Annotated in this window: 32 protein-coding genes; 22 read left to right on the top strand and 10 right to left on the bottom strand. The window is 73.4% G+C overall.

Features of this window, described 5'->3' with window-relative positions; genetic code table 11:
• Positions 1-85: 85 nt before the first annotated feature.
• The 6 genes from hypF (at position 86) to AB0G28_RS42140 (ending at position 5,646) form a co-directional block, all read left to right on the top strand.
• Complete coding sequence (hypF, locus tag AB0G28_RS42115) at positions 86-2,371, top strand: carbamoyltransferase HypF (protein ID WP_361103096.1); 2,286 nt, start codon at positions 86-88, stop codon at positions 2,369-2,371.
• On the top strand, positions 2,368-2,637 hold the full coding sequence (locus AB0G28_RS42120; protein WP_361103098.1) for a HypC/HybG/HupF family hydrogenase formation chaperone: 270 nt from the start codon (positions 2,368-2,370) through the stop codon (positions 2,635-2,637). Before hypF ends, AB0G28_RS42120 begins: the two co-directional genes overlap by 4 nt.
• Positions 2,634-3,740 (top strand): hydrogenase formation protein HypD, encoded by a 1,107-nt coding sequence (gene hypD, locus AB0G28_RS42125; RefSeq protein ID WP_361103100.1) that lies wholly within the window; start codon positions 2,634-2,636, stop codon positions 3,738-3,740. Before AB0G28_RS42120 ends, hypD begins: the two co-directional genes overlap by 4 nt.
• The gene (gene hypE / locus AB0G28_RS42130) at positions 3,737-4,783 is read left to right on the top strand and encodes a hydrogenase expression/formation protein HypE (protein WP_361103102.1); all 1,047 of its coding nucleotides are present in this window, start codon (positions 3,737-3,739) and stop codon (positions 4,781-4,783) included. Before hypD ends, hypE begins: the two co-directional genes overlap by 4 nt.
• 117 nt (positions 4,784-4,900) lie before the next feature.
• A complete protein-coding gene (locus tag AB0G28_RS42135; protein WP_361103104.1) occupies positions 4,901-5,338 on the top strand; it encodes a pyridoxamine 5'-phosphate oxidase family protein in 438 nt (145 codons plus the stop codon).
• Complete coding sequence (locus AB0G28_RS42140) at positions 5,335-5,646, top strand: hypothetical protein (protein WP_361103106.1); 312 nt, start codon at positions 5,335-5,337, stop codon at positions 5,644-5,646. The genes AB0G28_RS42135 and AB0G28_RS42140 overlap by 4 nt, the downstream gene beginning before the upstream one ends.
• On the opposite strand, the gene AB0G28_RS42145 is transcribed toward AB0G28_RS42140, so the two are convergent.
• The gene (locus tag AB0G28_RS42145; protein ID WP_361103108.1) at positions 5,643-6,008 is read right to left on the bottom strand and encodes an HPF/RaiA family ribosome-associated protein; all 366 of its coding nucleotides are present in this window, start codon (positions 6,006-6,008) and stop codon (positions 5,643-5,645) included. The two genes, AB0G28_RS42140 and AB0G28_RS42145, sit on opposite strands and share 4 nt — an antisense overlap.
• A gap of 150 nt (positions 6,009-6,158) precedes the next feature.
• Between AB0G28_RS42145 and AB0G28_RS42150 the strand changes: the two genes are divergently transcribed.
• The 7 genes from AB0G28_RS42150 to AB0G28_RS42180 all read left to right on the top strand — a co-directional run bounded on the left by AB0G28_RS42150 (position 6,159) and on the right by AB0G28_RS42180 (position 10,244).
• Complete coding sequence (locus AB0G28_RS42150; RefSeq protein WP_361103110.1) at positions 6,159-6,986, top strand: NAD(P)H nitroreductase; 828 nt, start codon at positions 6,159-6,161, stop codon at positions 6,984-6,986.
• A gap of 63 nt (positions 6,987-7,049) precedes the next feature.
• Positions 7,050-7,442, top strand: coding sequence for a nitroreductase family deazaflavin-dependent oxidoreductase (locus AB0G28_RS42155; RefSeq protein WP_361103112.1), 393 nt, complete (start codon positions 7,050-7,052; stop codon positions 7,440-7,442).
• 1 nt (position 7,443) lies between these two features.
• Entirely contained in the window at positions 7,444-7,668 is a 225-nt protein-coding gene (locus tag AB0G28_RS42160; protein WP_361103114.1) for a hypothetical protein, read from the top strand.
• 31 nt (positions 7,669-7,699) lie between these two features.
• Entirely contained in the window at positions 7,700-7,957 is a 258-nt protein-coding gene (locus AB0G28_RS42165; RefSeq protein ID WP_361103115.1) for a hypothetical protein, read from the top strand.
• Positions 7,958-8,266: 309 nt separating this feature from the next.
• A complete protein-coding gene (locus tag AB0G28_RS42170; protein WP_361103117.1) occupies positions 8,267-9,259 on the top strand; it encodes a hypothetical protein in 993 nt (330 codons plus the stop codon).
• The gene (locus AB0G28_RS42175; protein WP_361103119.1) at positions 9,256-9,708 is read left to right on the top strand and encodes a DUF6069 family protein; all 453 of its coding nucleotides are present in this window, start codon (positions 9,256-9,258) and stop codon (positions 9,706-9,708) included. Before AB0G28_RS42170 ends, AB0G28_RS42175 begins: the two co-directional genes overlap by 4 nt.
• Positions 9,709-9,734: 26 nt before the next feature.
• Positions 9,735-10,244, top strand: coding sequence for a hypothetical protein (locus AB0G28_RS42180; protein ID WP_361103121.1), 510 nt, complete (start codon positions 9,735-9,737; stop codon positions 10,242-10,244).
• 37 nt (positions 10,245-10,281) lie between these two features.
• On the opposite strand, the gene AB0G28_RS42185 is transcribed toward AB0G28_RS42180, so the two are convergent.
• From AB0G28_RS42185 to AB0G28_RS42210, 6 genes are all read right to left on the bottom strand, one after another.
• Positions 10,282-11,637 carry a nicotinate phosphoribosyltransferase gene (locus AB0G28_RS42185; protein WP_361103123.1) on the bottom strand — a complete coding sequence of 452 codons (1,356 nt, stop codon included), beginning with the start codon at positions 11,635-11,637 and terminating at the stop codon, positions 10,282-10,284.
• Positions 11,634-11,852: a hypothetical protein gene (locus tag AB0G28_RS42190; RefSeq protein WP_361103125.1), complete on the bottom strand. Its 219-nt coding sequence runs from the start codon at positions 11,850-11,852 to the stop codon at positions 11,634-11,636. The genes AB0G28_RS42185 and AB0G28_RS42190 overlap by 4 nt, the downstream gene beginning before the upstream one ends.
• Positions 11,853-11,969: 117 nt before the next feature.
• Positions 11,970-13,040, bottom strand: coding sequence for a nitroreductase/quinone reductase family protein (locus AB0G28_RS42195; protein ID WP_361103127.1), 1,071 nt, complete (start codon positions 13,038-13,040; stop codon positions 11,970-11,972).
• Positions 13,041-13,051: 11 nt separating this feature from the next.
• Positions 13,052-13,504 (bottom strand): hypothetical protein, encoded by a 453-nt coding sequence (locus AB0G28_RS42200; RefSeq protein ID WP_361103129.1) that lies wholly within the window; start codon positions 13,502-13,504, stop codon positions 13,052-13,054.
• A 91-nt stretch (positions 13,505-13,595) separates the two neighbouring features.
• Entirely contained in the window at positions 13,596-14,924 is a 1,329-nt protein-coding gene (locus tag AB0G28_RS42205; protein ID WP_361103131.1) for a wax ester/triacylglycerol synthase domain-containing protein, read from the bottom strand.
• 79 nt (positions 14,925-15,003) lie between these two features.
• Positions 15,004-16,263, bottom strand: coding sequence for an MFS transporter (locus AB0G28_RS42210; protein ID WP_361103133.1), 1,260 nt, complete (start codon positions 16,261-16,263; stop codon positions 15,004-15,006).
• 132 nt (positions 16,264-16,395) lie between these two features.
• On the opposite strand from AB0G28_RS42210, the gene AB0G28_RS42215 reads away from it, so the two are divergent.
• Genes AB0G28_RS42215 through AB0G28_RS42225 form a run of 3 tightly spaced genes read left to right on the top strand, consistent with a single transcriptional unit; the run spans position 16,396 to position 19,684 of the window.
• Positions 16,396-17,370, top strand: coding sequence for an ABC transporter ATP-binding protein (locus AB0G28_RS42215; protein ID WP_361103135.1), 975 nt, complete (start codon positions 16,396-16,398; stop codon positions 17,368-17,370).
• Positions 17,371-17,372: 2 nt separating this feature from the next.
• A complete protein-coding gene (locus AB0G28_RS42220; RefSeq protein WP_361103137.1) occupies positions 17,373-18,530 on the top strand; it encodes an ABC transporter permease in 1,158 nt (385 codons plus the stop codon).
• A complete protein-coding gene (locus AB0G28_RS42225) occupies positions 18,527-19,684 on the top strand; it encodes an ABC transporter permease (protein WP_361103139.1) in 1,158 nt (385 codons plus the stop codon). Before AB0G28_RS42220 ends, AB0G28_RS42225 begins: the two co-directional genes overlap by 4 nt.
• A 7-nt stretch (positions 19,685-19,691) precedes the next feature.
• Here the strand turns inward: AB0G28_RS42225 and AB0G28_RS42230 are convergent, their stop codons facing one another.
• The 3 genes from AB0G28_RS42230 to AB0G28_RS42240 are packed head-to-tail and all read right to left on the bottom strand — an operon-like array spanning position 19,692 to position 22,159.
• Positions 19,692-20,438, bottom strand: a complete 747-nt coding sequence (locus AB0G28_RS42230; protein WP_361103141.1) for an ABC transporter permease — start codon at positions 20,436-20,438, stop codon at positions 19,692-19,694.
• Between the two features lie 6 nt (positions 20,439-20,444).
• On the bottom strand, positions 20,445-21,377 hold the full coding sequence (locus AB0G28_RS42235; protein WP_361103142.1) for an ABC transporter ATP-binding protein: 933 nt from the start codon (positions 21,375-21,377) through the stop codon (positions 20,445-20,447).
• 5 nt (positions 21,378-21,382) lie between these two features.
• On the bottom strand, positions 21,383-22,159 hold the full coding sequence (locus AB0G28_RS42240) for a hypothetical protein (RefSeq protein ID WP_361103144.1): 777 nt from the start codon (positions 22,157-22,159) through the stop codon (positions 21,383-21,385).
• Between the two features lie 289 nt (positions 22,160-22,448).
• Here AB0G28_RS42240 and AB0G28_RS42245 point away from each other — a divergent pair, with 289 nt between their 5' ends.
• The 6 genes from AB0G28_RS42245 to AB0G28_RS42270 form a co-directional block, all read left to right on the top strand.
• Entirely contained in the window at positions 22,449-23,105 is a 657-nt protein-coding gene (locus tag AB0G28_RS42245) for a phosphoribosyltransferase family protein (RefSeq protein WP_361103146.1), read from the top strand.
• A 192-nt stretch (positions 23,106-23,297) separates the two neighbouring features.
• A complete protein-coding gene (locus AB0G28_RS42250; RefSeq protein ID WP_361103148.1) occupies positions 23,298-23,732 on the top strand; it encodes a nitroreductase family deazaflavin-dependent oxidoreductase in 435 nt (144 codons plus the stop codon).
• 24 nt (positions 23,733-23,756) lie between these two features.
• Positions 23,757-23,945: a hypothetical protein gene (locus AB0G28_RS42255; protein WP_361103150.1), complete on the top strand. Its 189-nt coding sequence runs from the start codon at positions 23,757-23,759 to the stop codon at positions 23,943-23,945.
• Positions 23,946-24,142: 197 nt separating this feature from the next.
• Positions 24,143-24,616 carry a nitroreductase/quinone reductase family protein gene (locus tag AB0G28_RS42260; protein WP_361103152.1) on the top strand — a complete coding sequence of 158 codons (474 nt, stop codon included), beginning with the start codon at positions 24,143-24,145 and terminating at the stop codon, positions 24,614-24,616.
• Positions 24,617-24,658: 42 nt separating this feature from the next.
• Positions 24,659-24,850: a hypothetical protein gene (locus AB0G28_RS42265; protein WP_361103154.1), complete on the top strand. Its 192-nt coding sequence runs from the start codon at positions 24,659-24,661 to the stop codon at positions 24,848-24,850.
• Positions 24,851-24,988: 138 nt separating this feature from the next.
• On the top strand, positions 24,989-25,355 hold a 367-nt coding region (locus tag AB0G28_RS42270; protein WP_361103156.1), incomplete at its 3' end, for a hypothetical protein.

Raw genomic sequence — 25,355 nt, forward strand, 5'->3', positions numbered from 1 at the left:
GCCGAATGTCACCGCCACGGGTACTTCGTGCCCTGTCGGCCGGGCCGCCCCGGCGGGAACCGTGGTGGCCCGGGAAGGAGGCGGCATGGCGGAGACACCGGGCGGGGACCGGGTGCGGATCGACGTGCGCGGGACCGTGCAGGGTGTCGGGTTCCGGCCGTTCGTCCACCGCCTGGCCACCGAGCTGGGCGTGGGCGGGGACGTGCGCAACGCCGGCGGCCACGTCGTGATCCGCGCGGCCGGCGACCGGGTGGCCGACTTCGTCGCCGGGCTCACCGCCGCCGCACCCCCGCAGGCCCGGGTCACCGGCATCGACGTCACCACGCTCGCCGACCGGGTGGCGCTCGGCCCCGGCTTCCGCGTCGCGGCCAGCGTCGAGGGCCGCGGGGGTGAGGTGCCGCCGGACCTGGCGATCTGTCCCGAGTGCGTCCGCGAGCTGTTCGACCCGGCCGACCGCCGCTACCGCTACCCGTTCCTCACCTGCACCGCGTGCGGGCCGCGCGCGACCATCCTCGGGCGGCTGCCCTACGACCGGACCAGGACCGCGATGCGCACTTTCCCGCTGTGCGCGGCGTGCTCGGCCGAGTACCGGAACCCGGCGGACCGGCGGTTCCACGCCGAGCCCATCGCCTGCCCCACGTGCGGTCCCCAGCTGAGCTGGACGCCGGACGTGCGGGCCGGGGACGCCCTCACCGCCGCCTGCGCCGTCCTCGCCGGAGGCGGAATCGTGGCCGTCAAGGGGCTCGGTGGCTACCAGCTGGTCTGCGACGCCGCCGACGAGTCCGCCGTACGCCGGCTCCGGCGTGTCAAGGACCGGCCCGCGAAGCCACTCGCCGTGCTGGCCCGCAGCCTCGGCGACGTCCGCCGTCTGTCCGCAGTGGACGATCACGCCGCCGACGTGCTCACTTCGGCCGCGGCGCCGATCGTCCTGCTCCCCCGGCGCCCCGGCGCACCGCTGGCCGAGGGCATCGCGCCCGGCCTCGCCGAGATCGGCGTGTTCCTCCCGACCACCCCGCTGCACCACCTGCTGATGGCCGAACTCCGCCGTCCCCTGGTCGTCACGAGCGGCAACCGCGCGGGCGGCCCGATGGTCGTCGACGACGCGGAGGCACTCGCCACCCTCGGGCCGGTGACCGACGGCGTCCTCGGCCACGACCGGCCGATCTGGTCCCGCTCCGACGACTCCGTCGTGCGGACCCGGCACGGCCGGACCACGACGATCCGGCGGGCCCGCGGGTACGCGCCGGCGCCGTTGCCACTGCCGTTCGCCGCCCCGGAACCGCTGCTGGCCCTCGGCGCGCAGCTCAAGCACACCTGCGCGCTCGCCCGCGACGGGCTGGCCCACCTCGGCCCGCACACCGGCGACCTGGAGGACGCCCGGACGCTCGCCGCCTTCGAACGCACCGCTGCGGACCTGGCCCGCTGGCTCGACGCCGAGCCTGCGTGGTGCGCGCACGATCTGCACCCGGGCTACCTGTCCACGCAGTACGCCCGGCGGTGGCCCGCCGCACACCGGATCGCCGTGCAGCACCACCACGCCCACGTCGCCGCCACCGCCGCGGAACACGGCGTCTCGACGCCGTTCGTCGGGGTGGCGCTCGACGGGCTGGGGCTCGGCGGCGACGGAACGTTCTGGGGTGGCGAAGTGCTGCTCGCCGGCTACCGGGACTTCCGGCGGTTCGCCCGGTTCGCCACCGCCCCGCTGCCGGGCGGTGCGGCCGCGGTTCGCCGCCCGGCCCGCATGGCGCTGGGGTACCTCTACGGCGCCGAATCGTTCGGCGACCCGGTGCCCGAGTACCTCGCCGGTCCTCTGCTGTCCCGAGTGGACAGTCAAGAACTCGCGGTCGTCCGCGCGATGATCGCGCGCGATCTCAACTGCCCGCGGGCCTCCAGCGCCGGACGGCTCTTCGACGCCGTCAGCGCCCTGCTCGGCCTTTGCGACGACAACAGCTACGAAGGCGAAGCCGCCATCCGCCTGGAAGCGGCGGCAGCGGGCCACTCCGCGCAGAGAGCCCTGGAGTGGGAATTGCACAAGCGGGACGACCTGTGGGTGTACGACCCGGTCCCCACCCTCCGCGACGTACTGCAGTCGGCGGCGGACGCACCGGCCGGGGAAGTGGCCGCGCGGTTCCACCGCACGATCGCCGAGGTCGTCGTCGCGCTCGCCGCGAAGGCCGCCGACGCCGCGGAGACCGACGTCGTCTGCCTCGGCGGCGGAGTCTTCCAGAACAGCTTGCTCACCGCGGGCGTGGTCGACAGGCTCACCGCCGCGGGCCTGCGGCCGCTCGTGGGTGAACACGTCCCGATGAACGACGGTGGCATCAGCTACGGCCAGGCGGCGATCGCCTGCGCCCGGATGAACGGGAGGTGAGCCCGGTGTGCCTCGGCGTGCCCGGCCGGATCGTCGCCCAGACCGGCAACGCGGACCTGCGGATGGGCACCGTCGACTTCGACGGCGTCCGACGGCCGGTCTGCCTCGCCTACACCCCCGAAGCCGAGGTGGGCGACTACGTGATCGTGCACGTCGGCTTCGCGATCAGCCAGGTCGACGAGGCTGAAGCCACGCGGACACTCGCCGTGCTCCGCGCTATCCCCGACGCGCTCGCGGGTGAGCTGGGCCCGGAGTTCGCGTCGTGAAATACCTCGACGAGTACCGCGACCCCGTCCTGGCCCGCCGGCTGCTGGCCGAGCTGCGGGCGACCGCCACCCGGCCGTGGGCGATCATGGAGGTCTGCGGCGGCCAGACGCACACGCTCGTCCGCCAAGGCATCGACGAGCTGCTGCCGGCCGGCATCCGGATGATCCACGGACCCGGCTGCCCGGTCTGCGTCACCCCACTCGCGACGATCGACGCCGCGGTCGCCATCGCGGCCCGCCCCGAGGTGATCTTCACGAGTTACGGCGACATGTTGCGCGTGCCCGGCACCGCGGGAGACCTGCTCGGGGTGAAGGCCCGCGGCGGCGACGTCCGCGTCGTCTACACCCCGCTCGACGCCGTCCGGATCGCCCGCGAACACCCGGACCGGCAGGTGGTCTTCTTCGCCGTCGGGTTCGAAACCACCGCGCCCGCCAACGCCATGGCCGTGCTGCACGCGGCCGCCACCGGCCTGCGGAACTTCTCCGTGCTGGTGAGCCACGTCCTGGTGCCGCCCGCGATCACGGCGATCCTGGACGCCCCCGACAACCAGGTACAGGCCTTCCTCGCCGCCGGGCACGTGTGCGCGGTGATGGGCTGGACCGAGTACGAACCGATCGCACAGCGCTACCAAGTACCCATCGTGGTCACCGGGTTCGAACCGCTGGACCTGCTCGAAGGGATCGTCATGGCGGTGCAGCAGCTCGAGTCGGGGCGCGCGGCGGTGGAAAACCAGTACGTACGAGCCGTCCGGCGCGAGGGCAACGCCGAAGCGCAGCACGCCGTACGGCGGGTTTTCCGGGTCGGCGAGCGGACCTGGCGCGGCATCGGCCCGATCCCGGCGAGCGGGCTGGCGTTGACCCCCGAATTCGCCGCTTTCGATGCCGAAGCCCGCTTCCCCGCCACCGGGACGCCCGCCGTCGAGCACCCGGACTGCATCGCCGGACGGATCCTGCGCGGCACCGCGATCCCCACCGACTGCCCCGCCTACGGCACCCGCTGCACACCACTCACCCCGCTCGGCGCGCCGATGGTGTCCACCGAAGGCACGTGCGCGGCGTTCCACCACGCGGGCCGCCGGAAGTCCACTGTGGAGGCACGATGACCACCATCGACCCCGACCGGCTCACCTGTCCGCTGCCCGGCACCGAAACCGAACGCGTCCTGCTCGGCCACGGATCCGGTGGCCGGCTGATGGCCGACCTGATCACCACCGTGATCGCCGGCGAGCTGGGTGAGCCCGGCCCGCTCGAGGATGCCGCGCTGGTCGGCGCTGACCTGGTCGTCAGCACGGACGGGTTCGTGGTCACGCCCCGCTTCTTCCCCGGCGGCGACATCGGCTCGCTGGCGGTGTACGGCACGGTGAACGACCTCGCGATGCGCGGCGCCCGGCCGGTCGCGCTGACGCTCGCGTACGTGCTCGAGGAAGGCCTGCCGCTCGCCGAGCTGCGCGAGATCACGGCCTCGGTGGCCGCCGCGGCGCGTGCCTGCGGCGTTCGCGTCGTCACCGGCGACACGAAGGTGGTCGGCCGCGGCGCGGCCGACGGCTGCTACCTCACGACCACCGGCATCGGCAGGCGGCTGCCGCTCGCGACGCCCACGGCGGCGGGCGGCCGGCCCGGCGACGTGGTCCTGCTGTCCGGGCCGATCGGCGCGCACGGCACCGCGATCCTCAGCGTCCGCGAAGGCCTCGGCTTCGAGTCGGACATCAGTTCGGACAGCCGCCCGCTGCACCGGCTCGTCGCGGCGATGATCGACGCGGGCGGCCACGAGGTCCACGCCCTGCGCGACCCGACAAGGGGCGGCCTCGCCTCGGCGCTGAACGAACTCGCCGACGCCTCCGACGTGACAGTGGAAATCGACGAGCACGAACTCCCGGTGCCGACCGCGGTGGCTTCGGCGTGCGAGCTGCTCGGCCTCGATCCCCTGCACGTGGCCAACGAAGGCTGCCTGGTCGCGTTCGTCGCCCCGGCGGTCGTCGACGCCGTCCTGGCGGCGATGCGCGCGGACCCGGCCGGCCGCGAGGCACGGGTGATCGGCACAGTCGGGCCAGCCGGCGGCCCGGCCCGCGTCGTCGCCCGCACCCTCGTCGGCTCGACCCGGGTGGTCGACATGCTGATCGGCGAGCAGCTGCCCCGGATCTGCTGATCCCCGGTCGATGGACTTCGGTCCCGCGGCCCGGTGACCTCATCCCCTGCGCCCACGGCCGCTACCGGACTCAGGATTCGCTGGTCCGCTCGATCCCGCCAGCCCAGGACGCCGCCCATGAGCACCTCGCAGATCCGCGCGTTGAGCCACGACCGTTGCCGCGCGCTGCTCGCCTCGGTCCCGCTCGGCCGGGTCGCCTTCGTCCGCGACGGGCGGCCGGTGATCCGGCCGGTCAACTTCACCGTCACTGGCGACGCCGTCTGGCTGCGCTGCGGCCGGAACTCCTGGGCCGACCGGATCGCCGGCCAGGCGGTCACCTTCGAAGCCGACGCCTACGACGCCGGCGACCACACCGGCTGGAGCGTGATCGTCACCGGCGTGGCCGGCCTGGTCACCGACGTCGAGACCGTCGCGGCCCAGTTCGGCCCCGGCCTGCGTTCATGGGCTCCGCCGCCGCGGGACCGGCTGCTGCGGATCAGCCTCGACCGGATCGACGGGCGGCGGATCGCCCTGCGGCCGGACGCGGACGATGCGACCGAATCGGGCCTGCCGTGAACCGCCGTCGCGGGGCGTCCGCCGTCCTGGCCGTCGCGCTGGGCCTGGTCCTGGCCGCCTGCGCCCCGGCCGCGAACACGTTCGCCGAGACCGCTGCCCGGCCCGGCTTCTGGCTCGGGCTGTGGCACGGCTTCATCTGCCCGATCACCTTCCTGGTCTCCCTGTTCAACGACCACGTGGGCGTCTACGAGGTCCGCAACGACGGGCACTGGTACGACTTCGGGTTCGTGTTCGGCATCCTGATCGCAGCGACCGTGTTCCACAGTCCCCGCTACGCTCGCTCGCGACCGGGACGGCGCAAGAGCTAGCGGCTCACCTCTGGCCGCCGGATGGTCTCCCCGCCCTTGTGGTGGCGAGTCCGGCCGTACTTGCTCTCGAGCGCGCTTTCCAGCTTGTGCGCGGCGCCCTGGCACGCCTCGAGCACCGAACCCGCTTCGTTCGTGACGACAACGGGTGCGTGCCCGGCAGGACGTGCTTCGAGCACACACCGCCGGTGCCGGCCGCCGAGGTTCGGGTCGCCACTGAGGTGGACCTGCAGGATGCCGATCTCCCCGGCGAACCGCGCCAGTGCTGTGGCGAACTCGCCTTCGAGCCGCTGGGCCAGATCTTCGCCGCCGTGGACGTTCTTGCTGGTGTTGATCCGGATCTCCATGCCCCCGATCGTGTTCATCACACACGTGCTCTCCCAGGTCCGGAAGTCCTCTGCCGAGAGGACCAAAGGCGACCGTGGTGATGGTGACCCGAAGTCCCCCGATGCGAGGCCCTCCGGCTCTCCCGGCGCCCCGCGGCCCGGTGCCACGGTGGGATCGGAGGCGAACCGATGGACCGACGAATCCCGGACACGGCCACCGTGGAGGCCGCGGTGGCTCTCGCACTGCGTGCCCCGTCCGCCCGCAACACCCAGCCGTGGTGCTGGCGGATCGGGTACAGCACCCTGCACCTCTTCGCCGACCAGGACCGCCCGCTGCCGGAGCCCGGCCCCGGAGAACGGGACATGCTGCTCGGCTGCGGCGCGGCCCTGCACCACGTCCGGGTGGCCTTCGCCGCGCTGGGCTGGGGCACCGACGTACGGCGGCTGCCGGACCCGGACGATCCCGCGCACCTGGCCGTGGTGACCCCGCACCCCGCCGGGCGGCCGACGGAGGAGATGACCGCGCTGGCGGCGGCCATCCCCCGCCGTCGCACCGACCGGCGCCCGCCCGCGGCGTGGCCGGTGCCCCGCGACCACCTGGACGCACTGGCTCGCGCGGCGGCCCGCGAAGACGCCCGGCTGCACGTGGTGACCGGTGCTGTCCGCGGGCCGGTCCCGGATCGTCAGCCGGGGACCGTCCTCACCCGGCCGCCGGCTCTCGAAGCAGGCGGCGAAGTGCTCGTACTGGCCACGGCGAACGACGACCGGATGGCGCTGTTGCGCGCGGGCGAGGCGACCAGCGCGGTGCTGCTGTCCGCGACGGCGCTCGGGCTCGCGTCCTGTCCCCTCACCGGTCCGTGGGGCAGCTGCGAGGCGCATCCCCCGGTCTTGCTGCGGGTCGGATGGGCACCACCCGGGTCCGAACCCCTGCCGCCGACGCCGCGGCGCCACCTGGGACATGTCCTGGAGCCCCTCCAGGCACCGCCCAAGTACCACCACCAGCTTGACACCACCTGACGGGCAAGGAGGACGACAATGTCCACAAAGGACCGAATGTCCGGGACAAGCCCGCGTCGCTCGGTGAAAGACCGCGTGCGCTTGTTCAACAAGCACGTCCTCAACCCCGCCATGCTCCTGCTGGCCGGCCGCAAGCACTGGTACGCGTCGGCACTCGAGCACGTCGGGCGCAAGTCGGGCCGCACCTACACGACACCCGTGGTGGCCGGCCGCGTGCCCGGCGGGTTCGTCGTGCCCCTGCCGTACGGCACCGAGGTCGACTGGCTGCGCAACGTCCTCGCCGCAGGGACGGCGACTCTTCGGTCGGGCGGGGTCACGTACGTGGTGACGGAGCCCCGGATCATCGACGCGGCCGAGGCCTTCACCCAGGTCTCCCCCGCCTACGCCCAAGCCTGGTGCCGCTTCGGCATCGCCCGCTACCTCAGGGTCACGGCCGGCGACGGGAGGGGCGAGTGAGATGGGCTTCCTCCACCACGATCGCGACCCCGGTCCCGCCCGCGCGGGCGGGTTCCCCAGCGGCCTGCGCGTGCGCGCCCACGGCGGCCGGTTCGACGGGCGGACCGGCGTCGTGGTCGGCCGGACACCCGATCTCCGTCCGGGCTCGGTCTGGGTCGAGTTCACGCCGGGCCATCCCCGGCTCGTCCCGGGGTACCGGCTCGACGTCTCCGATCGGGAAGACTGAACCACCCAGGTCGATGAAGGAGGGGAACGCGATGCTCGGGACCACCGCGGCCGGCGAGCCGTCACCGGAGGCACGACGGCGTGCGACCCGCACGGTGAAGCGGCACGCACGCGACGGTGAGGACGAAGCGGAGCTTCTGGCGATGCTCGGGTTGGACCACACCGCCGCGCCGCCGTCCGCACCGCACCGGCCACACGGCCCGCTCACGGCGGCCGAGCTGCGCGAGCTGCTCGCACCGTTCGCCGCGGGGCGCGCCGGCCAGGTTCCCGCACCACCGCCTCCCCGGTAAGGGACGACGTTGTTCCTGCTGGACAAGGACTTTCCGCTCTACGTCCCGCCGGTATCGCGGACGAACATGGATGGTGAGGGAGCCGCCCGCGGCCCCGCAGATCCCGCAGCGGGCGCTCTCCCTCCAGAACGGTGGTGGTGGTCCAGGAGCGGCCTCCCCTCCCCGCCGCCCGATCATCACCACCGTTTCCGACGGTGATCCGGCCTCGCACCCGCCATCGGCGGAGCAGCCTCACACGAGGCCCAAAGTCCCGCGACCGGCAACCCTGTGGCCCTGCCCGTGCCGTCTCGCAACGGCGAAACTGCGGTGATGACGGGAAAGTCGCCGGTGCCGGAAGCACTGCACCGGCTGGTCGAAGAGGCGGTGCTGTCGCCGGAGCAGGCCGCCGAAGTCGAACGCGCGCTGCGAGAAGCCGAGTCGGCGCGCGGGCCGCGGATCCCGTGGGCGGAGGTCGCCGGCTACCTCGGTGGTGGGCTGGCGCTCGTCGGCGCGGTGCTCCTGGTGGCCACGTCGTGGGCCGGCTGGACCGAGCCGGCCCGGACGGCGGTCGCCGGCACCGCCACAATGCTTCTGCTCACCAGCGGAGTCATTGCGGCACAAGGGTTCTCGGGCCTGCTGACGGCCCGGCGCCGGCCGCCGTCGGCGCGGCTGCGGGTCGCCGCGACCCTGATCGCCCTGGCCGCGGGCACCACCGCGATCACCGTCGTGGTCGCGTTGCCCGACGATGCCGGGAGCGCCGGTGCCGCACTCGCCTGCGGCAGCGGGGCGGTGCTCGCCATCACGGGTTACCTGCTGCTCCCCTCCGTGACCGGCCTGCTCGCCGCCGCCGGCCTGGCCGTGGCCACGGTCCTCTCCGGCCTGGACGCGACCATCGGTCTCACCCCGGTGCGCGGCGGCCTGGCCGTGGCCGCGACCGGGCTCCTCATCGCGGGCCTCGCTCTGGCCGGCGCGCTCCCGCACCGGCTGATCGGCACCGCGCTGGGCACAGCGCTCGCGCTGTTCGGCGCGCAGCAGCCCCTGGGCGAGAGCGGCACCGCCGCCGTCGCCTACGTCCTGACCTTCGCGCTCGGCGCCGGTTTCCTGGCACTCCACTACTGGAAACGGAGCTGGCCGCTGCTGGTCTCCGGGATCCTCGGCGTCACCCTCGCCGTCCCGGAGACCGTCTGGGACCTCACCGACGGAGCCGCGGGCGGCGCGGTGATCGTCCTGACCGCCGGAGCGGTCCTGCTCGCCGCCAGCGGCGCCGGCTTCCGCCTCCGGCGCGGCCGCCGCCGGAACCCGACCGGAAAGGAAGACCGATGAACAATCCCGATGTCGAGAACCGCCGGACGGTCGACGCCGGACGGCTGTGGGCCGGCGGAGTGGCCGCCGCCATCGTGGCCGTCCTCGTGACGGTGGTGGGGATCCTCACCGCGCGAGGCATCGTGCACGTCCCGATTCTCGCGCCGAAGGGAGAAGGCACCTGGGGCGGCGCGAACACCCTGACCTACACCCTCAGCGCCGCCGCCGTCGCCCTGGCCGCGACCGGCCTGCTGCATCTGCTCCTCGTGACCACGCCCCGTGCCCTGGTCTTCTTCGGGTGGATCATGGTGCTGGTCACGGCGATCGGCGTGGTCATGCCGCTCAGCCTCGCCACCGGTCTCGACGCCCGGCTGACCACCGCGATCCTCAACCTCGTGATCGGCCTGTCCATCGTCTTCACCCTGTCGGGCGTGGCCCGCTCGGCCGCGCCCCGGGAATCGGACGTCTAGCGCAGACCGGGGAAGGAGCCATCACGATGCGGAAATCAGCTGCGATCCTCCTGGCCGTGGCGATCACGGCGGGAAGCGGCGGGTGCGGCGGCAATCCGGGTACCCCGGCTCCGGCCGTCACGACGCCGGCCTCGGTCACCGAACCACCGGCGACCGGGATCCCCGGTGCCGACGCCGTCGCCTACCTCGCCGCCATGACGCCCGCGGCGAACGCGGTCGGCACGGCGATCGCCGGCATCCCGGCCGAGTGCGGGCCGTCGAACGTGCCGGAGTGCCGGGACGCGCTCAGGAAGGTGCACGACGCCAATGCCGGTCTCGAAAAGGCGCTGGCCGGCCGGACCGTTCCCGGCTGCCTGCGCGAAGCCGACGCCGAAATGCACCGCTCGACCGAACTGATGGACCAGGGCATGCACGACTGGCTGAAGGCGATGGACGAGCAGGACTTCGCCGCCTTGAACAGGTTGGATCACGAACTCGGCCAAGCGAGCGCACACCAGGCTCGCGCGTTCGACCTCCTCACGCACAGCTCGTGCTGAGCGGCGACGCCGGGTTCCGGACACCGGCCGTCCGGGCTCATCGGTCAGGCGAGCCCGCGACGGCCGCCACCTCGGTGCGGCGGACGAGGTCGTCGGTCAGCCGCCGCAGCGCGGCCGACCGGTGGACCGCAGGTGGCTCGGGATCGCCGAGCCGCAGTGCGGCACCGGGCAGCGCGCGCAGGTCCTTCGCCAGCCGTTCACGAGCCGCGTGCAGGTCGTCGGCGACGAGCCGCCGTCCCGCGCGCATCACCGGGACGAGCAACGGTTCCCGGCCGGCCGGGCAGCGCTCCCCGCGCAGCGCGATCACGTCCGGCTCGTCCGGCCCACCACGGAACACCTGTTTCGCCCCCGGCGAAGAAACCTTGCCGGCGGACAGTTTCACCACGGGCCGGCCATCGTAGGCGACCAGCTTGTACGCGCTGTCCAGGAACGGCGCGTCGGCGGAGACGCCGACCTTCGTGCCGATCCCGAACGCGTCGATGGGCGCACCCGCACCGGTCAGCCGCGCGAGCGCGAACTCGTCCAGCCCACCACTGGCCATGATCCGCGCCCCCGGCAGGCCCGCCCGGTCCAGCAGCCCGCGCGCGGCGGCGGCCAGCTCGCCGAGGTCACCGGAGTCCAGCCGGATCCCGACCGCCGACTCCGGCAACCGCAGGTCCCGCGCCACGGCGATGGCCGCGCGGACACCGGCCAAGGTGTCGTAGGTGTCGACGAGGAACACCGCCGCCCCGGGGAAGTCCTCCGCGAAAGCCAGGAACGCCGCGTACTCCGACGGAAACGCCTGGACGTAGGAGTGCGCCATCGTCCCCACGGCCCGCAGCCCGAACCGCCGGGCGGAGGCCACGTGGCTGGTGCCGGTGAACCCGGCGATCGCGGTCGCGCGCGCCGTCGCGAATGCGGCGTCCAACCCGTGCGTGCGACGCGCGGCGAAGTCGACGAGATCGGCGCCGGGCGCGGCGACCCGGCAGCGCACGGCCTTCGCCGCGATCGCGCCCGCGCAGGTCGTGAAGTTCAGCAGCGCCGTCTCGACCAGCTGGGCCTCCGGCAGGGGCGCGGTGACTTCCAGCAGCGGCTCACCGGGGAAGACCACCCGGCCTTCCGGGATCGCGAGAACGTCGCCGGTGAACCTGATCCGGCTCAGGGCGAACAGATCCGCCGCCGGCAACCCGGTCACCTCACCCAGGTGAGCCAGGTCCGCTTCGCCGAACCGGAAGTGCTCGAGGAAGTCCAGGCACTCGTCGATCCCGGCACTCACCAGGAACCCCCGGCCGGGCGGGACCCGGCGGACGAAGAGGCTGAAGGTCGCCGGCCCCGTCATACCGCGGCGCAGGTAGCTCACGGCCATCCGGACCTCGTACAGATCGGTGTGCAGGCCGCCCGCCGGCCAGGTCACCGCAAGCCACCCGGCTCGTCCTCGAGCAGATCCGCCGGCTCGGGCTCCAGGATGTCACCCTGCCGGTGCCGCACCGACAGGTCGTCGACCTCGCACGTCACCCCGGCCAGTTCGCTCCAGTCGTCGACAACCGTGGCAGCGTCTTCTTCGGACTCGCACAGCTGCCGCTGCAGCAGCCTCCCGTCCTGGTAGACCCGGACCTCGATTTCCGTCATACCGGCACCCTGACCCCGAGGAGGGCCATCCCGCCAGGGAACAAAGTCCACGGTTCCGACGTCACCCGGCACCGGCGGATCGAACACCGGCCGAAATGCGCCGAGGCGGCTCGCCGCTCAGGTCCCGGCGTCCTCCGGCACGATCCGGAACACCGGGAGGTCCGCGGCGATCCGGGCGAACTCCTCGAGCGGGGCGTGCCGGTCGACGGCGATGTGGGCGCGCGCCCCCGGCGCGACGGCCAGGTACCGGCGAAGCACCGGCGGACGTTCCGCGGGCGCGAGCTCTTCCAGCCGCACGGCTTCACGGCGGCCGTGCCGGAGCACCACGTGGCCGCCGGCCGCTCGGACGTTGCGCACCCACTGGGTCCGGTCGCCGAGCATCGCCACGAGGTAGCGCTCTCCCTCGTGGTCGGCCACGACGAGCGGCACCCGGACCGGCCACCCGGTGAGCCGGCCGGGCACCTCCAGCGTCACGCCCCGCTTCGGCAGCAGGCCCGCGGCGAAGGCGAGGGCGTCACCGTGGTTCAGCACCCGCGCCACGCCGTGTGGCCGGGCACCGCGGTAGTGCCGGCGGGCCCAGCGGCCGACCGCGCCGTCCGAAGTCGTGTGGCGGCCATCGGCGAGGGACGCGGCGTCGTCCCGGATCGTGCGCAGGGTCGCCTGCATGACGAAGCGGACGAACGGCCGGACCAGCCACCAGTAGCGCGCGAACCGGCGTGCCGACACCGGATCGGTGGTGGCCGTCCGCGCTTCGCAGGTCACCAGCGTTCGCGACAGGCCGTAGGGCCGCACCGAGATCGCCGCGGTGATCCGGCCCCAGTCCGGCTCGGTGAACGCCGCGAACCCGGCGGGTGTCATCGCCCGCACGTCGTACCATTCGGCGCCGGGCTGCCAGAACCGCCCGACCGCACCCAGGACCACCTCGCGGCCCGGCGTCTCGCCCAGCCGCAGCCACCCCGGGAGTGCGGTGTCCCCGGCGAACGGCTTCAGCTGCGCCGGCGTGTTGCGCGCGAACACCGCCAAGTGCGTCAGCGGCGAGCGGACCCGCATCAGGTCCAGGTCGCGCACGGCCTGCCAAGTTTCGGCGAGGCCGGCGTCGGCGACGACGTGCTCGGTCAGGGTCACGTCGAAGCGGGGCAGGAACCGGTCGATCAGCAGGTCTTGGCCGGTGACAACGGAATCGGTCATGATCACACCTTTCACTCGACGGACGAGCCACCCACGGGTCCGGCCCGGACCAGATCCACCAGCCCGGTGACCAGCCCGAGCACGGATCCGGCGATCCCGATCGCCAGCACGACCCGGGCCGCCGTGGCCCAGTCGGACGACGTCGCGCCGAAGTCGAAGGGGAAGACCTGCCAGATCCGCACGAGGGCGACCAGGCCGGCGCCCGTGGTCACGAGGCCGTCGGCGGTGACGAGCCACTCGGGGTCGTGCCACAGGTGAACGAAGCCGGTGACCAGGCCGGCCACCAGCGCGACGTCGACGACTCCGACCACCGCGGCGAACCCGTCGGTGAGGAACGGCACGGCCGCCCAGCCAGGCCGCCCGTTGATCAAGGCGAGCAGGGCCCCGTTGACCACCACCCCGGCGAGGTACCCGGCGAGCCGGGTCCGCACGGGTGGTCGGCGGGTCCGCACGCCGGTCGTCATCGTGACCTCCGTTCACCGCCGATCGTCGTCCCCGCACGACTCCCCGCGGCAGAGTCTCCGGTCCACTGCGCCGGAGCCGAAAGAACTCACTTCAGCGGGATTCCCCGCACACCAGCGCCAGCTCCTCCGCCAGGCCGTCGAGGAGGACGTCGAGGTCCTGGCAGCGAGTGGCGTCGGCGAGCACCGAGATCACCAGGCTCCCGGCGTAGGTGAGCACTTCGAACACAACCGTCAGGTTCCCGCTTTCGCCGACGCTGAGCGGAATGGCCTCGCCGACCGGGACACCGCCGAACGTCACCGGCCCGGCCGGGCCGCGCACGTGGCTGACGAGCGTGTGCATCCGGTGCTGGTGGTTCATGTACCAGCGGTAGCCGCCGAGCGCGGCCAGCGACCGGAACAGCGGGCCCAGCACCGCGATCGGCGGCGGCCCCGCCGCGGCCGCTTTCGCGGCCCGGACCCCGGCCGCGGCGCGGGCGAGCCGCCCGGCCACGTCGCCGGTACCCGGGACGGTGACCAGCAGCGGGCTGACCGCGTTGCCGAGGTGCGGGGCGTCCGCCGCCACCCGGCCGGACACCGGCACGGCGATCGCGAACGTCCGGACGTCTTCCTGACGCGCCAGCAGCAGCCGGTGGAGCGCCCCGGCCACCGCGACCAGGACAGCGTCGTTGACCGAAGCTCCGTGCCGGTGCGCGGCGGCCCGAAGCCGCGCGAGATCGGCCCGGACGACCGCGAGCCGACGGCGGGGGCTCGCCGGCCCGAGCAGCGAGCAGGGTGTGGCGCGGGGCGGGTGCAGGCCGCCGGCGGCGGCGGTCGACGCACACAGGGCGCGCACGGCAGGCCGGAGCCTGCGCACCGACCGGGCCCGGCCGATCAGGGCGTCCCGGACCAGTGCCGCGGGGCCAGGCCGCGGCTGGGGGAACGGCACTGCCGCCGCCCCTGGGCCGCCGTCGACCAGCCGGGCCAGGACGGCGAGACCGCCGACCCCGTCCGCGAGCACGTGGTCGAGCACGACGACCAGCCCCGCTTCCCCACCGGCCAGCCCGGTGACGAACGTCGCCGACCACGGCGCGCCGTCTCGCGGCAACGGCGTGGAAACCAGTGAAAGCGCGGTGTCGAGAACGGCTTGCCGATCCCCCGGCGGCGCGCACACCGACGCCCGGACGTGCCGGCGAACGTCGAACCCGGGGTCGTCGACCCAGATCGGGCCGCCACCGCCCCACGGTGCCGGCACCAGCCGCCGGCGCAGGCGCGGGACCGCCGGTACCCGCTCGCCGATCAGCTGCCGCACCCGGGCGAGGTCGAGCCCGCCGGCCCGGCCGAGCAGCAGGAGAACACCGAACTGCACCGGCGCGGCACCGGTGCCCATCGCGAGGAAGGCACGGTCGGCAGGACTCGCACGGTCGACCTCGCTTCGGCTCATCACTCCAGCCGACCGCGCGATCCCGCAACGGCACAGGGCCGGAAGTCACCACCCGGACGGGCTGAAGGGGCCTTTCCGCTCACGCCTCGATCCGCCGCAGGCCGGCCAGCCCGGCCAGCAGGACCGCACCGCCGGCGCCGAGCAGCACCAGCCGGTTCGCCGGGATCCCCGGTGGCACCGCGCGGAGGCCGGCGAGCACACTGGCGACGGCGATCGAGACGAGCAGGGCGAGGCGACCGCCGGCCTCGACGAAGCCGAACACCCGGCCACGCAGGCCGTCGCCGACCTCGCCGCCCAGCAGCGTCCAGCCGGCCAGGAAGGCCATCCCGGCGCCGGCACCCGTGCCGACGCAGGCGGCCGCGGACGTGCCGAGGTCCGGGGCGAGGGCGAGCACGACGACCGAGAACCCGGCCAGTGCGATCGACAGCGCGAACCAGCGGCGACGCGAGAGACCGTGCACGACCAGCGGACCGACGGCGACACCCAAGGCCATCCCGGCGAACAAGGCCGCGAACAGCAGGGTGAACGCCACGTCGCCATCGCCGTCACCGACGGACCGGGCGTAGCGCTGGGCGGCCCCGATCACCGCTCCGGCTCCGGCGAAGGCGACCAGGATCCCGATGACGGTCCCGCGCACCGAAGGGGTGCGGCGCACGTACCCCCACGCCTCACCCAGCTCGCGCCGGAGACCGGCGTGGGCCGGGTGCCTGCCCCGCCCGCTCAGCTCACGCACCCCGACGGCGAGCACGCCGGCGTTCACCAGGAACGTCGCGGCGTTCAGGTACAGCGCGACGGCGACCGGGGCCGCGAGGCCGTACAGGGCGGCCATGACCAGTGCGGAGACGACCGGCGTGACGCCGTACGTGGTCGCCAGGGACAGGCGGTTGGCCGCCTCCAGGTGACCAGGCGGCACCAGCGTGGGCACCGCGGCGTCCCGGGCGGGCGACCACACCATGGCCAGGGCTTCGATGCCGAAGGTGGCCGCCGCCGCCCAAGCGACGACCACTCCGGGATCGGCCACGAACAGCCCGGCCGTCGGGATCGAGGCGAAGAGCAGGAACCGCCCGAGATCGCAGCCGATCATCGTGTGCCGGCGGTCGAACCGGTCGGCCGCCACCCCGGCCACCGGGCCGAGCAGCAGGGCGGGCAGCAGCCGCACGGCCATCACCCCGCCGAAGGCGGCCCCCTGGGCCATCGGGCCGCTGAATCGCGCGGCGGCGAACGTCGAGGTGGCGAGCAGGCCGAGCCAGTCCCCGGCGGAGGACACCGCGAGCACGAGCCACAACCGCCGAAACGGCCGGATCCGCAGCACGTCGGCCACGGTGGCGGTCGTCGCCATGCGTGGCCTCCTTCCCCGTTCCCCGCGGCCCGAGTCAACGCCGCACCCGGCGGGCTCACCAGGACCGTCGGTCCCCCGGCTCGCGGACCTTCGGCCCTCCCGGCACTGCGCCGCCGAGCCGATGCTGGGCCGATGACGCAGCAGGCAGCGCTCTCCGCCCGCACCGCGACGGGCGGTGTCCTGGCCGCGACCGGGCTGAGCAAGCGCTTCGGCGACCGGGTCGCCGTCGACGACGTCTCCTTCGCCGTCTCGGCCGGCGAAACCTACGGGCTGCTCGGCCCGAACGGCGCCGGGAAGACCACGACCATCCGGCTGGTGTGCGGCCTGCTGCGCGCCGACGCCGGCCACGTCGCCGTCGGGGGCGCGACGGTGAACCCGGCCTCGACCGCGGGTCGCGGCCTGATCGGCTACGTGCCCCAGGACATCGCGCTGTACCCCGATCTGACCGCCCGCGAAAACCTCGCCTTCTTCGGACGGCTGTACCGGCTGCGCGGCAAAGCGCTCCGGGCCCGGATCGACGAAGTCCTCGACCTGATCGGGCTCGCCGAGAGGGCGAAGGACAAGGTGGAGTCGTTCTCCGGCGGCATGCGCCGCCGGCTCAACATCGGCGCCGGGCTCCTGCACCGGCCGACGCTGCTGGTGCTCGACGAGCCGACCGTCGGCGTGGACCCGCAGAGCCGGCACGCGATCATGGAGAGCGTCCACCGCTTCGGCGCCGGGGGGATGGCCGTGCTCTACACCACCCATGACATGGCCGAGGCCGAACGGCTCTGCCACCGCGTCGGGATCATCGACCACGGCAGGCTGGTCGCCGAAGGCACCCGGCGCGAGCTGGTCGACCGGCTCGGCGAACGGGACCGGATCACCCTGGCCGCGACCGGCGACCTCGCCGCGTTCGCCGCGCTGTGCCGGGACCTGCCCGGCGTCGAGGGCGCCGACGTCACCGGGACCGAGGTGCACCTGCTCGGGCACGGCGGACGGCGGCTGCTGCCCGCCGCGCTCGCCGCGGCCGAGCGGGCGGGTGCGGTCGTCCGGTCGGCCGAGGTGGCCGAACCGGACCTGGAAGCGGTGTTCCTGCACCTCACCGGCACGGCGCTGCGGGACTGACCATGTGGCCCGTCTTCGTCATCGCCGCCAAGGACCTGCGCCAGCGCGCCCGGGACCGGTCCGCCTGGGTGCTCGGCTTCCTGGCCCCGCTGGCGATCGCCGGTCTGGTCAGCATCGCCTTCGGCGGTGCCGAAACCTTCCACGCCGAGGTCGCCGTCGTCGACGAGGACCACGGCGTTCTCGCGCAGGCCTTCACATCCTTCCTGACCGGCCCCGAACTCGCCGGAGTGCTCACCGTGACCCCAGTAGCCGACGCCGCCGACGCCCGCGCCCGGGTGGACCGCGGGGACGCCGGTGCGGGCGTGGTGATCCCCGCCGGCTTCTCCGCCGCGGCCCACGGCGGGACCCCGCCACCGGTGACCGTGCTGACCACTGTGGACGGCCCGGTGGCCGGGCAGGTGGTGCGCTCGGTCGCGGAGTCGTTCGCCGCTCAGCTCGACGCCGACCGCCTGTCCGTGGCGACCGCGGCCGCCGCCGGCGCGCCCACCGGCGACCTCGCCGCCCGCGCGGCCGCCCTGCGGCTGCCCGAGCAGGTCGTCCGGCAGGCGTCGGGCACCCGCCCGATCTCCGGTGTCGGCTACTTCGCCCCGGCGATGGGCATCTTCTTCCTGTTCTTCGCCATGGGGTTCGCGGCGCGGGGGTACTTCCTCGAACGGCGGGACGGCACCCTCGACCGGATCGCCGTCGCCCCGGTGGGCCGGTGGGCCGTGCTCGCCGGCAAGTCGCTCGCCACTTTCGCCTACAGCGTCGCCGGTCTCGGCACCGTGTACCTGGTCACGTCGCTTGTCTTCGGCACCGACTGGGGACCGGTGCCCGCCGTCGCCGCGTTGATCCTCGCCGTCGCGCTGAGCGTCGCCTGCCTGACCGCGTTCGTCATCTCGGTGTCACGCTCCGAGCGCCAGGCCGACAGCCTCGCGGCGATGCTCACCTTCGGCCTGGTGCTCGTCGGCGGGCATTTCGTGTTCGCCGGTGCCGCGCCGCCGCTGGTGCGCACGGTGGCACTGTTCACCCCCAACGGCTGGGCGTTGCGCGGCTTCACCGACCTGGCCGGCGGCGCCCCGGGCACCAGTGTGATCGTGCCGGTACTGGCGATCCTCGCGTTCTGCGCGGCGCTCACCGCCCTGACCGGCGTCCTGAGGAAGCTGGAGGCACGCCGATGAGCGTTCTCACCATCGCCGGCGCCTCCCTGAAACGAATGCTGCGCGACCGGGTCGCCGCCTTCTTCATGGTGCTGCTGCCGCTGGTCGTGATCCTCGTCATCGGCGCGACCGTCGGCGGGCAGAGCGCACCCCGGCTCGGCGTCGTCCCGGCGCCGGGCCCGCTCGCGGCCGAGCTCGTGGGAGATCTCGGCAGCGCCGGAGGACTGCGCACCACGGTGTTCGACGGCGAACCGGCCGCGAGGGACGCGTTGCGCCGCAACGAGGTCGATGCCGTTCTCCTCATCCCGGCGCAGTTCGACGCGACACTGGCAAGTGGCCGGGACATCCGGCTGCCCCTGCTGGCCGGCGGACTCACCGGCAGCGGACAAGCCGCGTGGCAGGCGGTCTCCGCCGCCGTCGCCCGCCACGCGAAAACCGTGCAGGCCGCCGCGTTCGCCGCGAGGGAGGCCGGTGGCGACCTCGCCGGCCGCCTGCCGCTCGCCACCGCGATGGAACGCATGGTGCCGGAGGTGTCGGTGACCGGTGAAGTGGTGAACGGCTCGAGCGACATCCTGCCCGCCGGGTTCACCTACAGCGCGCCGACCATGCTGGTGCTGTTCGTCTTCGTCAATTCGGTCGCCGCCGGCGCGGCGCTGGTGGAGAACCGACGGCTCGGGATCCACACCCGCGTGCTGGCCGCGCCGGTGCGCGCCCGCGACATCGTCCTCGGCGAGTCGCTGTACTACCTCGGCCTCGCGCTGCTGCAGTCGGCACTGATCGTCGGGGCGGGCGCGGCGCTGTTCGGCGTGCGCTGGGGCGACCCGGTCGCCGCGGCGGCGCTGGTCCTCACCTGGGCGGTGGTGGGTACCGGCGCCGGGATGTTCGCCGGAACGCTCTTCCGCACGCCCGAACAGGCGGCCGCGCTCGGCACGACGTCCGGCGTGGCCCTCGGCATGCTCGGCGGCTGCATGTGGCCCCTGGAGATCGTGCCGGACGCGGTGCGCGCGCTGGGCCACCTCACCCCGCAGGCCTGGGCGGTCGACGCGTGGACGACGCTGCTCTCCCGCGGCGGCGGCCTCGCCGACATCCTCCGGCCCCTCGGGGTACTGGCCACGTTCGCGGTGGCGCTGCTGGCCGCGGCCTCGTGGCGGCTGAACCGCACGCTGACCGCCTGAGGTGCCGTCATCTTTCGACCCGGCGCAGCCGCCACCAGGTCAGGGCCAGGCTCACCAGAAGCACACTGCTCATGACCGCGACGGCGCCACCGTCCCAGCCCCGTCCCAGCCAGGGATCCCGCAGGACGGCACTGGCGTAGGTCAACGGAACGGCGTCCGCCAGCGTGGACATCGCCCCGGGCAGCACCTCCCGCGGCGGACCCGCCCCACCGAGCATGAGGAACACGAAGAACAGCAGCACTCCCAGGCCCTGCGCGGCCCGGGCGGTCGGCAGGGTCACGCCGAGGAACGCGCCCAGCGCCGCGAACGCGGCGGTGATCAACAGGAACCCGGCCGCCACGCCGGCCCAGTCGTGCGGCAGCACGCCGTGGTAGCCGACCGTGGACAGCGTGGTCAGCAGTACCGCGCCCACGGTTCCGGTCACCGTCGCGATGATCATGTGTGCACCCAGCAGGGCCACCGGGGACAAGGCGGACGCGCGGAACCGGCGCAGCACCCCGTGCTCGCGGTACCCGGCCAAGTGCACCGGCACGGACAGCACCCCCACCGTCGCAACCACCAAGGCCACGTAGGCGGGGGTGTAGAAGTCGACCGCGCCCACTCCCTCGTACACCGACGGCGCCGGCTGGTTGCCGAACACACCGTTGAGGACGTACAGCACGATCAGCGGCAGCACGAGCACGAACACCACCGTGATCGGCTCCCGCGCGAACAGCTTCAGTTCGATCCAGGTGATTTCCCGCAGGACACGCACGAGCCTTCACTCCTTTCCCGCTCTGCGCGGAGCTGGGGCGGCACCACCGGTCAGGGCCAGGTAAGCGTCTTCCAGCGAAGGCAGTTCCACGCGCAAGTCGGCCGGTTCCTCGTGATGGACCGCCAGTGCGTGCGCGACCCTGACCAGCAACGGTCCGGTCCCGGCCACTTCGACCTGGTCGCCCGTCCGTGACAGCCGGGCAACGCCCGGCACGCCGCGCAGGTAGTCCAGGCCGTCCGGGCCGCCCGCGGTGAACCGGACGATGCTGCCGTGGGTCCGGGCCGCCACGAGTTCCGCCGGTGTGCCCGTGGCCACGACCCGGCCCGCGGACAGCACCATGATCCGGTCGCACAGCCGGGCCGCCTCGTCCATGAAGTGCGTCACCAGCACCACCGCCGTACCCCGTTCACGGACCGCTGCGACCAGGTCCCACGCCACCCGCCGGGCCGCCGGGTCCAGCCCGGTGGTCATCTCGTCCAGGAACACCACCTTCGGCTCGTTGACCAACGCCAGCGCCACGAACAGCCGTTGCCGCTGACCGCCGGACAGATCACCGAACGCCGTGTTGCGCTGCGGCCCCAGCCCCCAGTCGTCGAGTAGCCGCTCCCACGGCGGTCCCTGCGGGGACAGCACCGAGAACAGCCGCAGCGCCTCCCACACCTTGATCCGGTCCGGCAGCGCGGAATCCTGCAGCTGACTGCCGACCAGACGGCGCACCCTCGGCGCATCGCGCCGAGGATCGGAGCCGAAGATGTCGATCTCGCCACGATCGGCCCGGCGCAGGCCCTGCACGCACTCCACGGTCGTCGTCTTCCCGGAGCCGTTCGGTCCGAGCAGGCCGACGATCTCTCCCGCACCCACTTCGAAGCTCACGTCGTCCACGGCCACGACGTCGCCGTATTGCTTGCGCAGCCCGTTCACCCGCACCGCGGCACCCATACCGATCACCTCGCTTCCGGGGCGGCCGCGGACCGCCTGGTCCGGGCGGAATGGACCGCGACCAGCGTGCCGGTCACGGTGAGAACGAGCCAGGTGACCAAGACGGCGGCCACCTCGTAGTGGACATCCAGGTCCGCGCGGTAGATCGAGACAAGGACCACCAGCAGGGCGACGCTCAGCGCGCCACCTATCCCGAGCACCCGGCCGACCACCCGCGGCGCCCGTGCCCGGTGCTGCGCCAGCGCGACACCGAGGAGCAGCATCGCCCCACCGAGCAGCGCGTAGCCGATGTTCTCCAGCGCGATGAACAAGCCGTGCGGGTTGTACTGCGACCACAGCGTCAGCCCGTCGGTCTGCCCCGCCAGCAGAGCCGGCTGGACAACGGAGAGCTGGACGCCGTAGTCGACCACGAGGACCGCCGCGCCGATCGCGGTCGAGCACACCGACACCACGGCGAGGAGGCCGTGGCCGGACGGAGCCCACCGGGCCAGGCACACCACGAACACCACAACCAGCAGCGCCAACGCGAGTCCCGGATACATCCACCAGTAGTCCCGCGGCACGAACGCGGCCACGTCGGTGTACGGGTAGGCCACGCACGGGCCGCGGCAGAAGACACCGGACCGGGGCGGTGTCGTGATCCCGGCCACCAACGTGACCACGCTCAGCAACGCCGTCCCCACCCCGACCGGCGACGCGGCCCGGCACAGGTGAACGTCCCCGGAGCCGTCGGCCGGCTCGCTGTCCTCATCCCTGGATCCCGGCGGTTTCCGGACTGCCATGGCGCCATCCCCTCGACTTCGTCGCCCACCCACGATGCGCCCGGCGACCCGTCGCCGCGAGAGCCGAAAGTCCCCGTCCCATCGCGACCACCACGGTTCGCCACCGCGCACCGGCCACCACGTCCAGCGCGACGACGTCGGGGCGGCTTCCGGCGTGCTGACCGAGCCGCTGACGACTCCGGAAGCGCGTGAAGGACTTTGTGCCACCGAAGGCCGTGACTTCCTGCCCTGCTCGGTCCGATCGCCGGCCGGACAAGGTGGTGGGACGGCCGACGGCGGGAGGCGAAGGATGCGGTTCCGGAACCGGCGGGAAGCCGGCCAGACCCTGGCGGCGCGGTTGCACTACCTGCGCGGGCACGAACCGGTCGTCCTCGGCCTGCCCCACGGCGGCGTCGCCGTCGCCCGCGAGGTCGCCGACGCGCTGCACGCCCCGCTGGACGCGCTGCTGGTGCACAAGCTCATCGCGCCTCGGCGCCCGCACCTCGTCATCGGCGCGATCGGCGAGCCGGACGTCGTCGTGAGCAACCCGGCCACCATCCGGGCGCTCAAGGTCACGCCGGCCGAGTTCGGCCGGGTCGCCCGCTCGGCGAAGGCCGAACTCGCCCGGCGAACCGCTCGCTACCACCCGGACGGCCCGCCCATGCGGGTCGCCGGGCGGACCGTCGTCCTGGTGGACGAAGGCATCGCGACCGGCGCCACCGCGCGTGCGGCGATCCGGGTGCTGCGGGCCAGGGAGGCCGGCCGGATCGTCCTCGCCGTTCCGGTCGCGCCCCTCGATGTCCTGCATTCGCTCGCCACGGGCGTCGCCCAGACTCTCTGCCCTGTCCCGCTGCGACGCAAGAGCCCCGTCGGCGACTGGTACACCGACTTCGACCAAGTCGACGACACCGAGGTCCTCGCCCTGCTGGCACGGGAGCCGGCCGGGACCGGAACGACCCGGCCTTGAGGCCGCAGCCACGGCCGAATGCCGAGGCCACTCGCGGAGGTGACCAGTCCACCGGGAGCCGGCACGCGGTGGGCGCCGTCCTTCGATCCGAGGTCCTCCTGCCCCTGCTCGCGAGACCTTTTCCCCTGGCCGCCCGGGTCCCGCGGGGGTGTAATCGGGAAGTCCGGCCAAGGTTCGGGAAGGGAGCACACCGTGTCCACAAAGGAGCCTGCACGGACGGCGAACCGGCACCGCTCGGCGAAAGACACCGTCAGGCAGTTCAACAAACGCGTCCTCAACCCGGTGATGCTGCTGCTGGCCGGGCGCAAGCACTGGTACGCCTCGGCTCTCGAGCACGTCGGGCGCCGCTCGGGCCGCCGGTACACCACACCGGTGGTCGCCGGCCGTACCCCGGACGGCGGCTTCATCGTGCCGCTGCCCTACGGCACCGAGGTCGACTGGTTGCGCAACGTCCTCGCTGAGGGAACGGCCACCCTGCGGTCCCGGGGTGTCACCTACCACGTCACCGACCCGCGGGTCGTCGACGCCGACGCGGCGTTCACCCAGGTCGCGCCGAAGTACGCCCAGGCGTGGTGCCGGTTCGGCATCACCCGCTACCTGAAGCTCTCGATCGGCCGGGAGCACTGATGTGATCCGCAACCGCCGGAGGAGGTGGGCCGTGCTCGCCACGCTGGCGGCGTACTCGTGGTCGCCGGGGCGCTCGTGATCGCGGTCCTCCTGGACCGCACGGCCACCCCCGCCGGACCGCCGGCCACCCCCGCCACCGCCTCGTCCGCCTCGACTCCGATGATGACCGTGCAGGTCTTCTCCGACGCGGGCCGGCCCGCGTCGAACCGGTGAACCGCACCGTGCCGTTGAAGCAGCTCCTGGGCACCGGCACCCGGACCGGGGACCTGGACACCTTCACGTGGACCTACCGTGACGAACCACTCTTGAGCCACCTCGGCGTCACTGCCACCGGCCAGGCGGAACGGCCGAGTCGACGCCGTTCGGCCTCTACCACGACTGACAACCCGGCGAACGCAAGGAGAACGGCGATGAGCGACACCATCACCCGGCGGATCCCACCACAACGGCTGATCACCGCCATGAACCCCCTGGTACGAGCGATCGCAGGCTCGCGCCTGCACCGCCTGCTCGACGCGAACGTGCTGATCCTGCACCTCACGGGCCGGCGCACCGGGCGGCACTACGACATCCCGGTCGGTTTCGCCGACCTCGATGACGCCCTGCTGATCGTCACCCAGCACCCGTGGCGAGCCAACCTGCGGGACACCACCGAGGTGATAGTGACCCACCAGGGGTTCACCCGGCAGATGCACGCCCAGCTCGAGGAAGAACCGTCCACAGTGGCCACCCAGTTGGGTAAGGCGATCGCGCAGCTCGGCCGCACGGACGCGCAGCGTCGCTTCGGCCTGGCCCTGCCGGCTCACCGGGACCCGGACCCTGCCGAGCTCGAGGCGGCCGTCCGCGAGTACTCCCTGGCGACGATCACCCTGCGAAAAACCTGAGCGGTTGCCGAGGCGAAAGCCCGTCACGCCACCTTGGTCGTGGTGCACGCGTCGGCCGAGGACGTCCGCATCGAGCGGGTCGCGGTCCGCGGTCATCCCCGCCGCGAGCTGATCGAGCACAGTACCGGCGCCCAGCTCGTCGTGCTCGGCGACCGGGGCCGCGGCAGCTTCCTCGGCCAGGCGCTGCTGCACAACGCCGCCTGCCCGGCGTACCTGGCGCGCACCACCTCCTGACGGCCGAAAGTCCTCACCCTCCTGGGCCTTCGCCCCATCGAAACCGAGACCTCCAGTCCCACGAAACCGGGGCGGTCGGGCCCTCGTCGCCCGGCCCTGACCGGGGGAGTCTGAATCCTGACGAAAGTGAGGCACGCCATGGACAGCCACTCCTCCCGCGGATTCGCCCCGGCGGTCACTGCCGAGCCGACGTCCCCGCGCCGCAACCGCCGCGACCGGCTCGCGCTGCGGCCCGCCGACTTCGTCGACCCCCGCTACGCCGACATCACCGACCGGCGTCTGGCCATCGCGCTCACCGGCGAAGACCAGTCCGAAGAGGACGGCCTCAACCCGCTGGAGCGCGTCACCTGCCGCACCCACCGCCGCTGGCTGCACGACTGCGTCGCCTCACCGCTGCACGTCGTCATCACCACCGGCACCCGCTGGTGCCGCGCCTGCGAATGCGCCCTGAACATCGCGATCGACCAGCTGGCCGGCGACGTCTCGGTCCACTGCCCGTCCTGCG

Origin of the sequence: Amycolatopsis sp. NPDC021455, assembly GCF_040640995.1 — a bacterium.
Lineage (GTDB): Bacteria > Actinomycetota > Actinomycetes > Mycobacteriales > Pseudonocardiaceae > Amycolatopsis.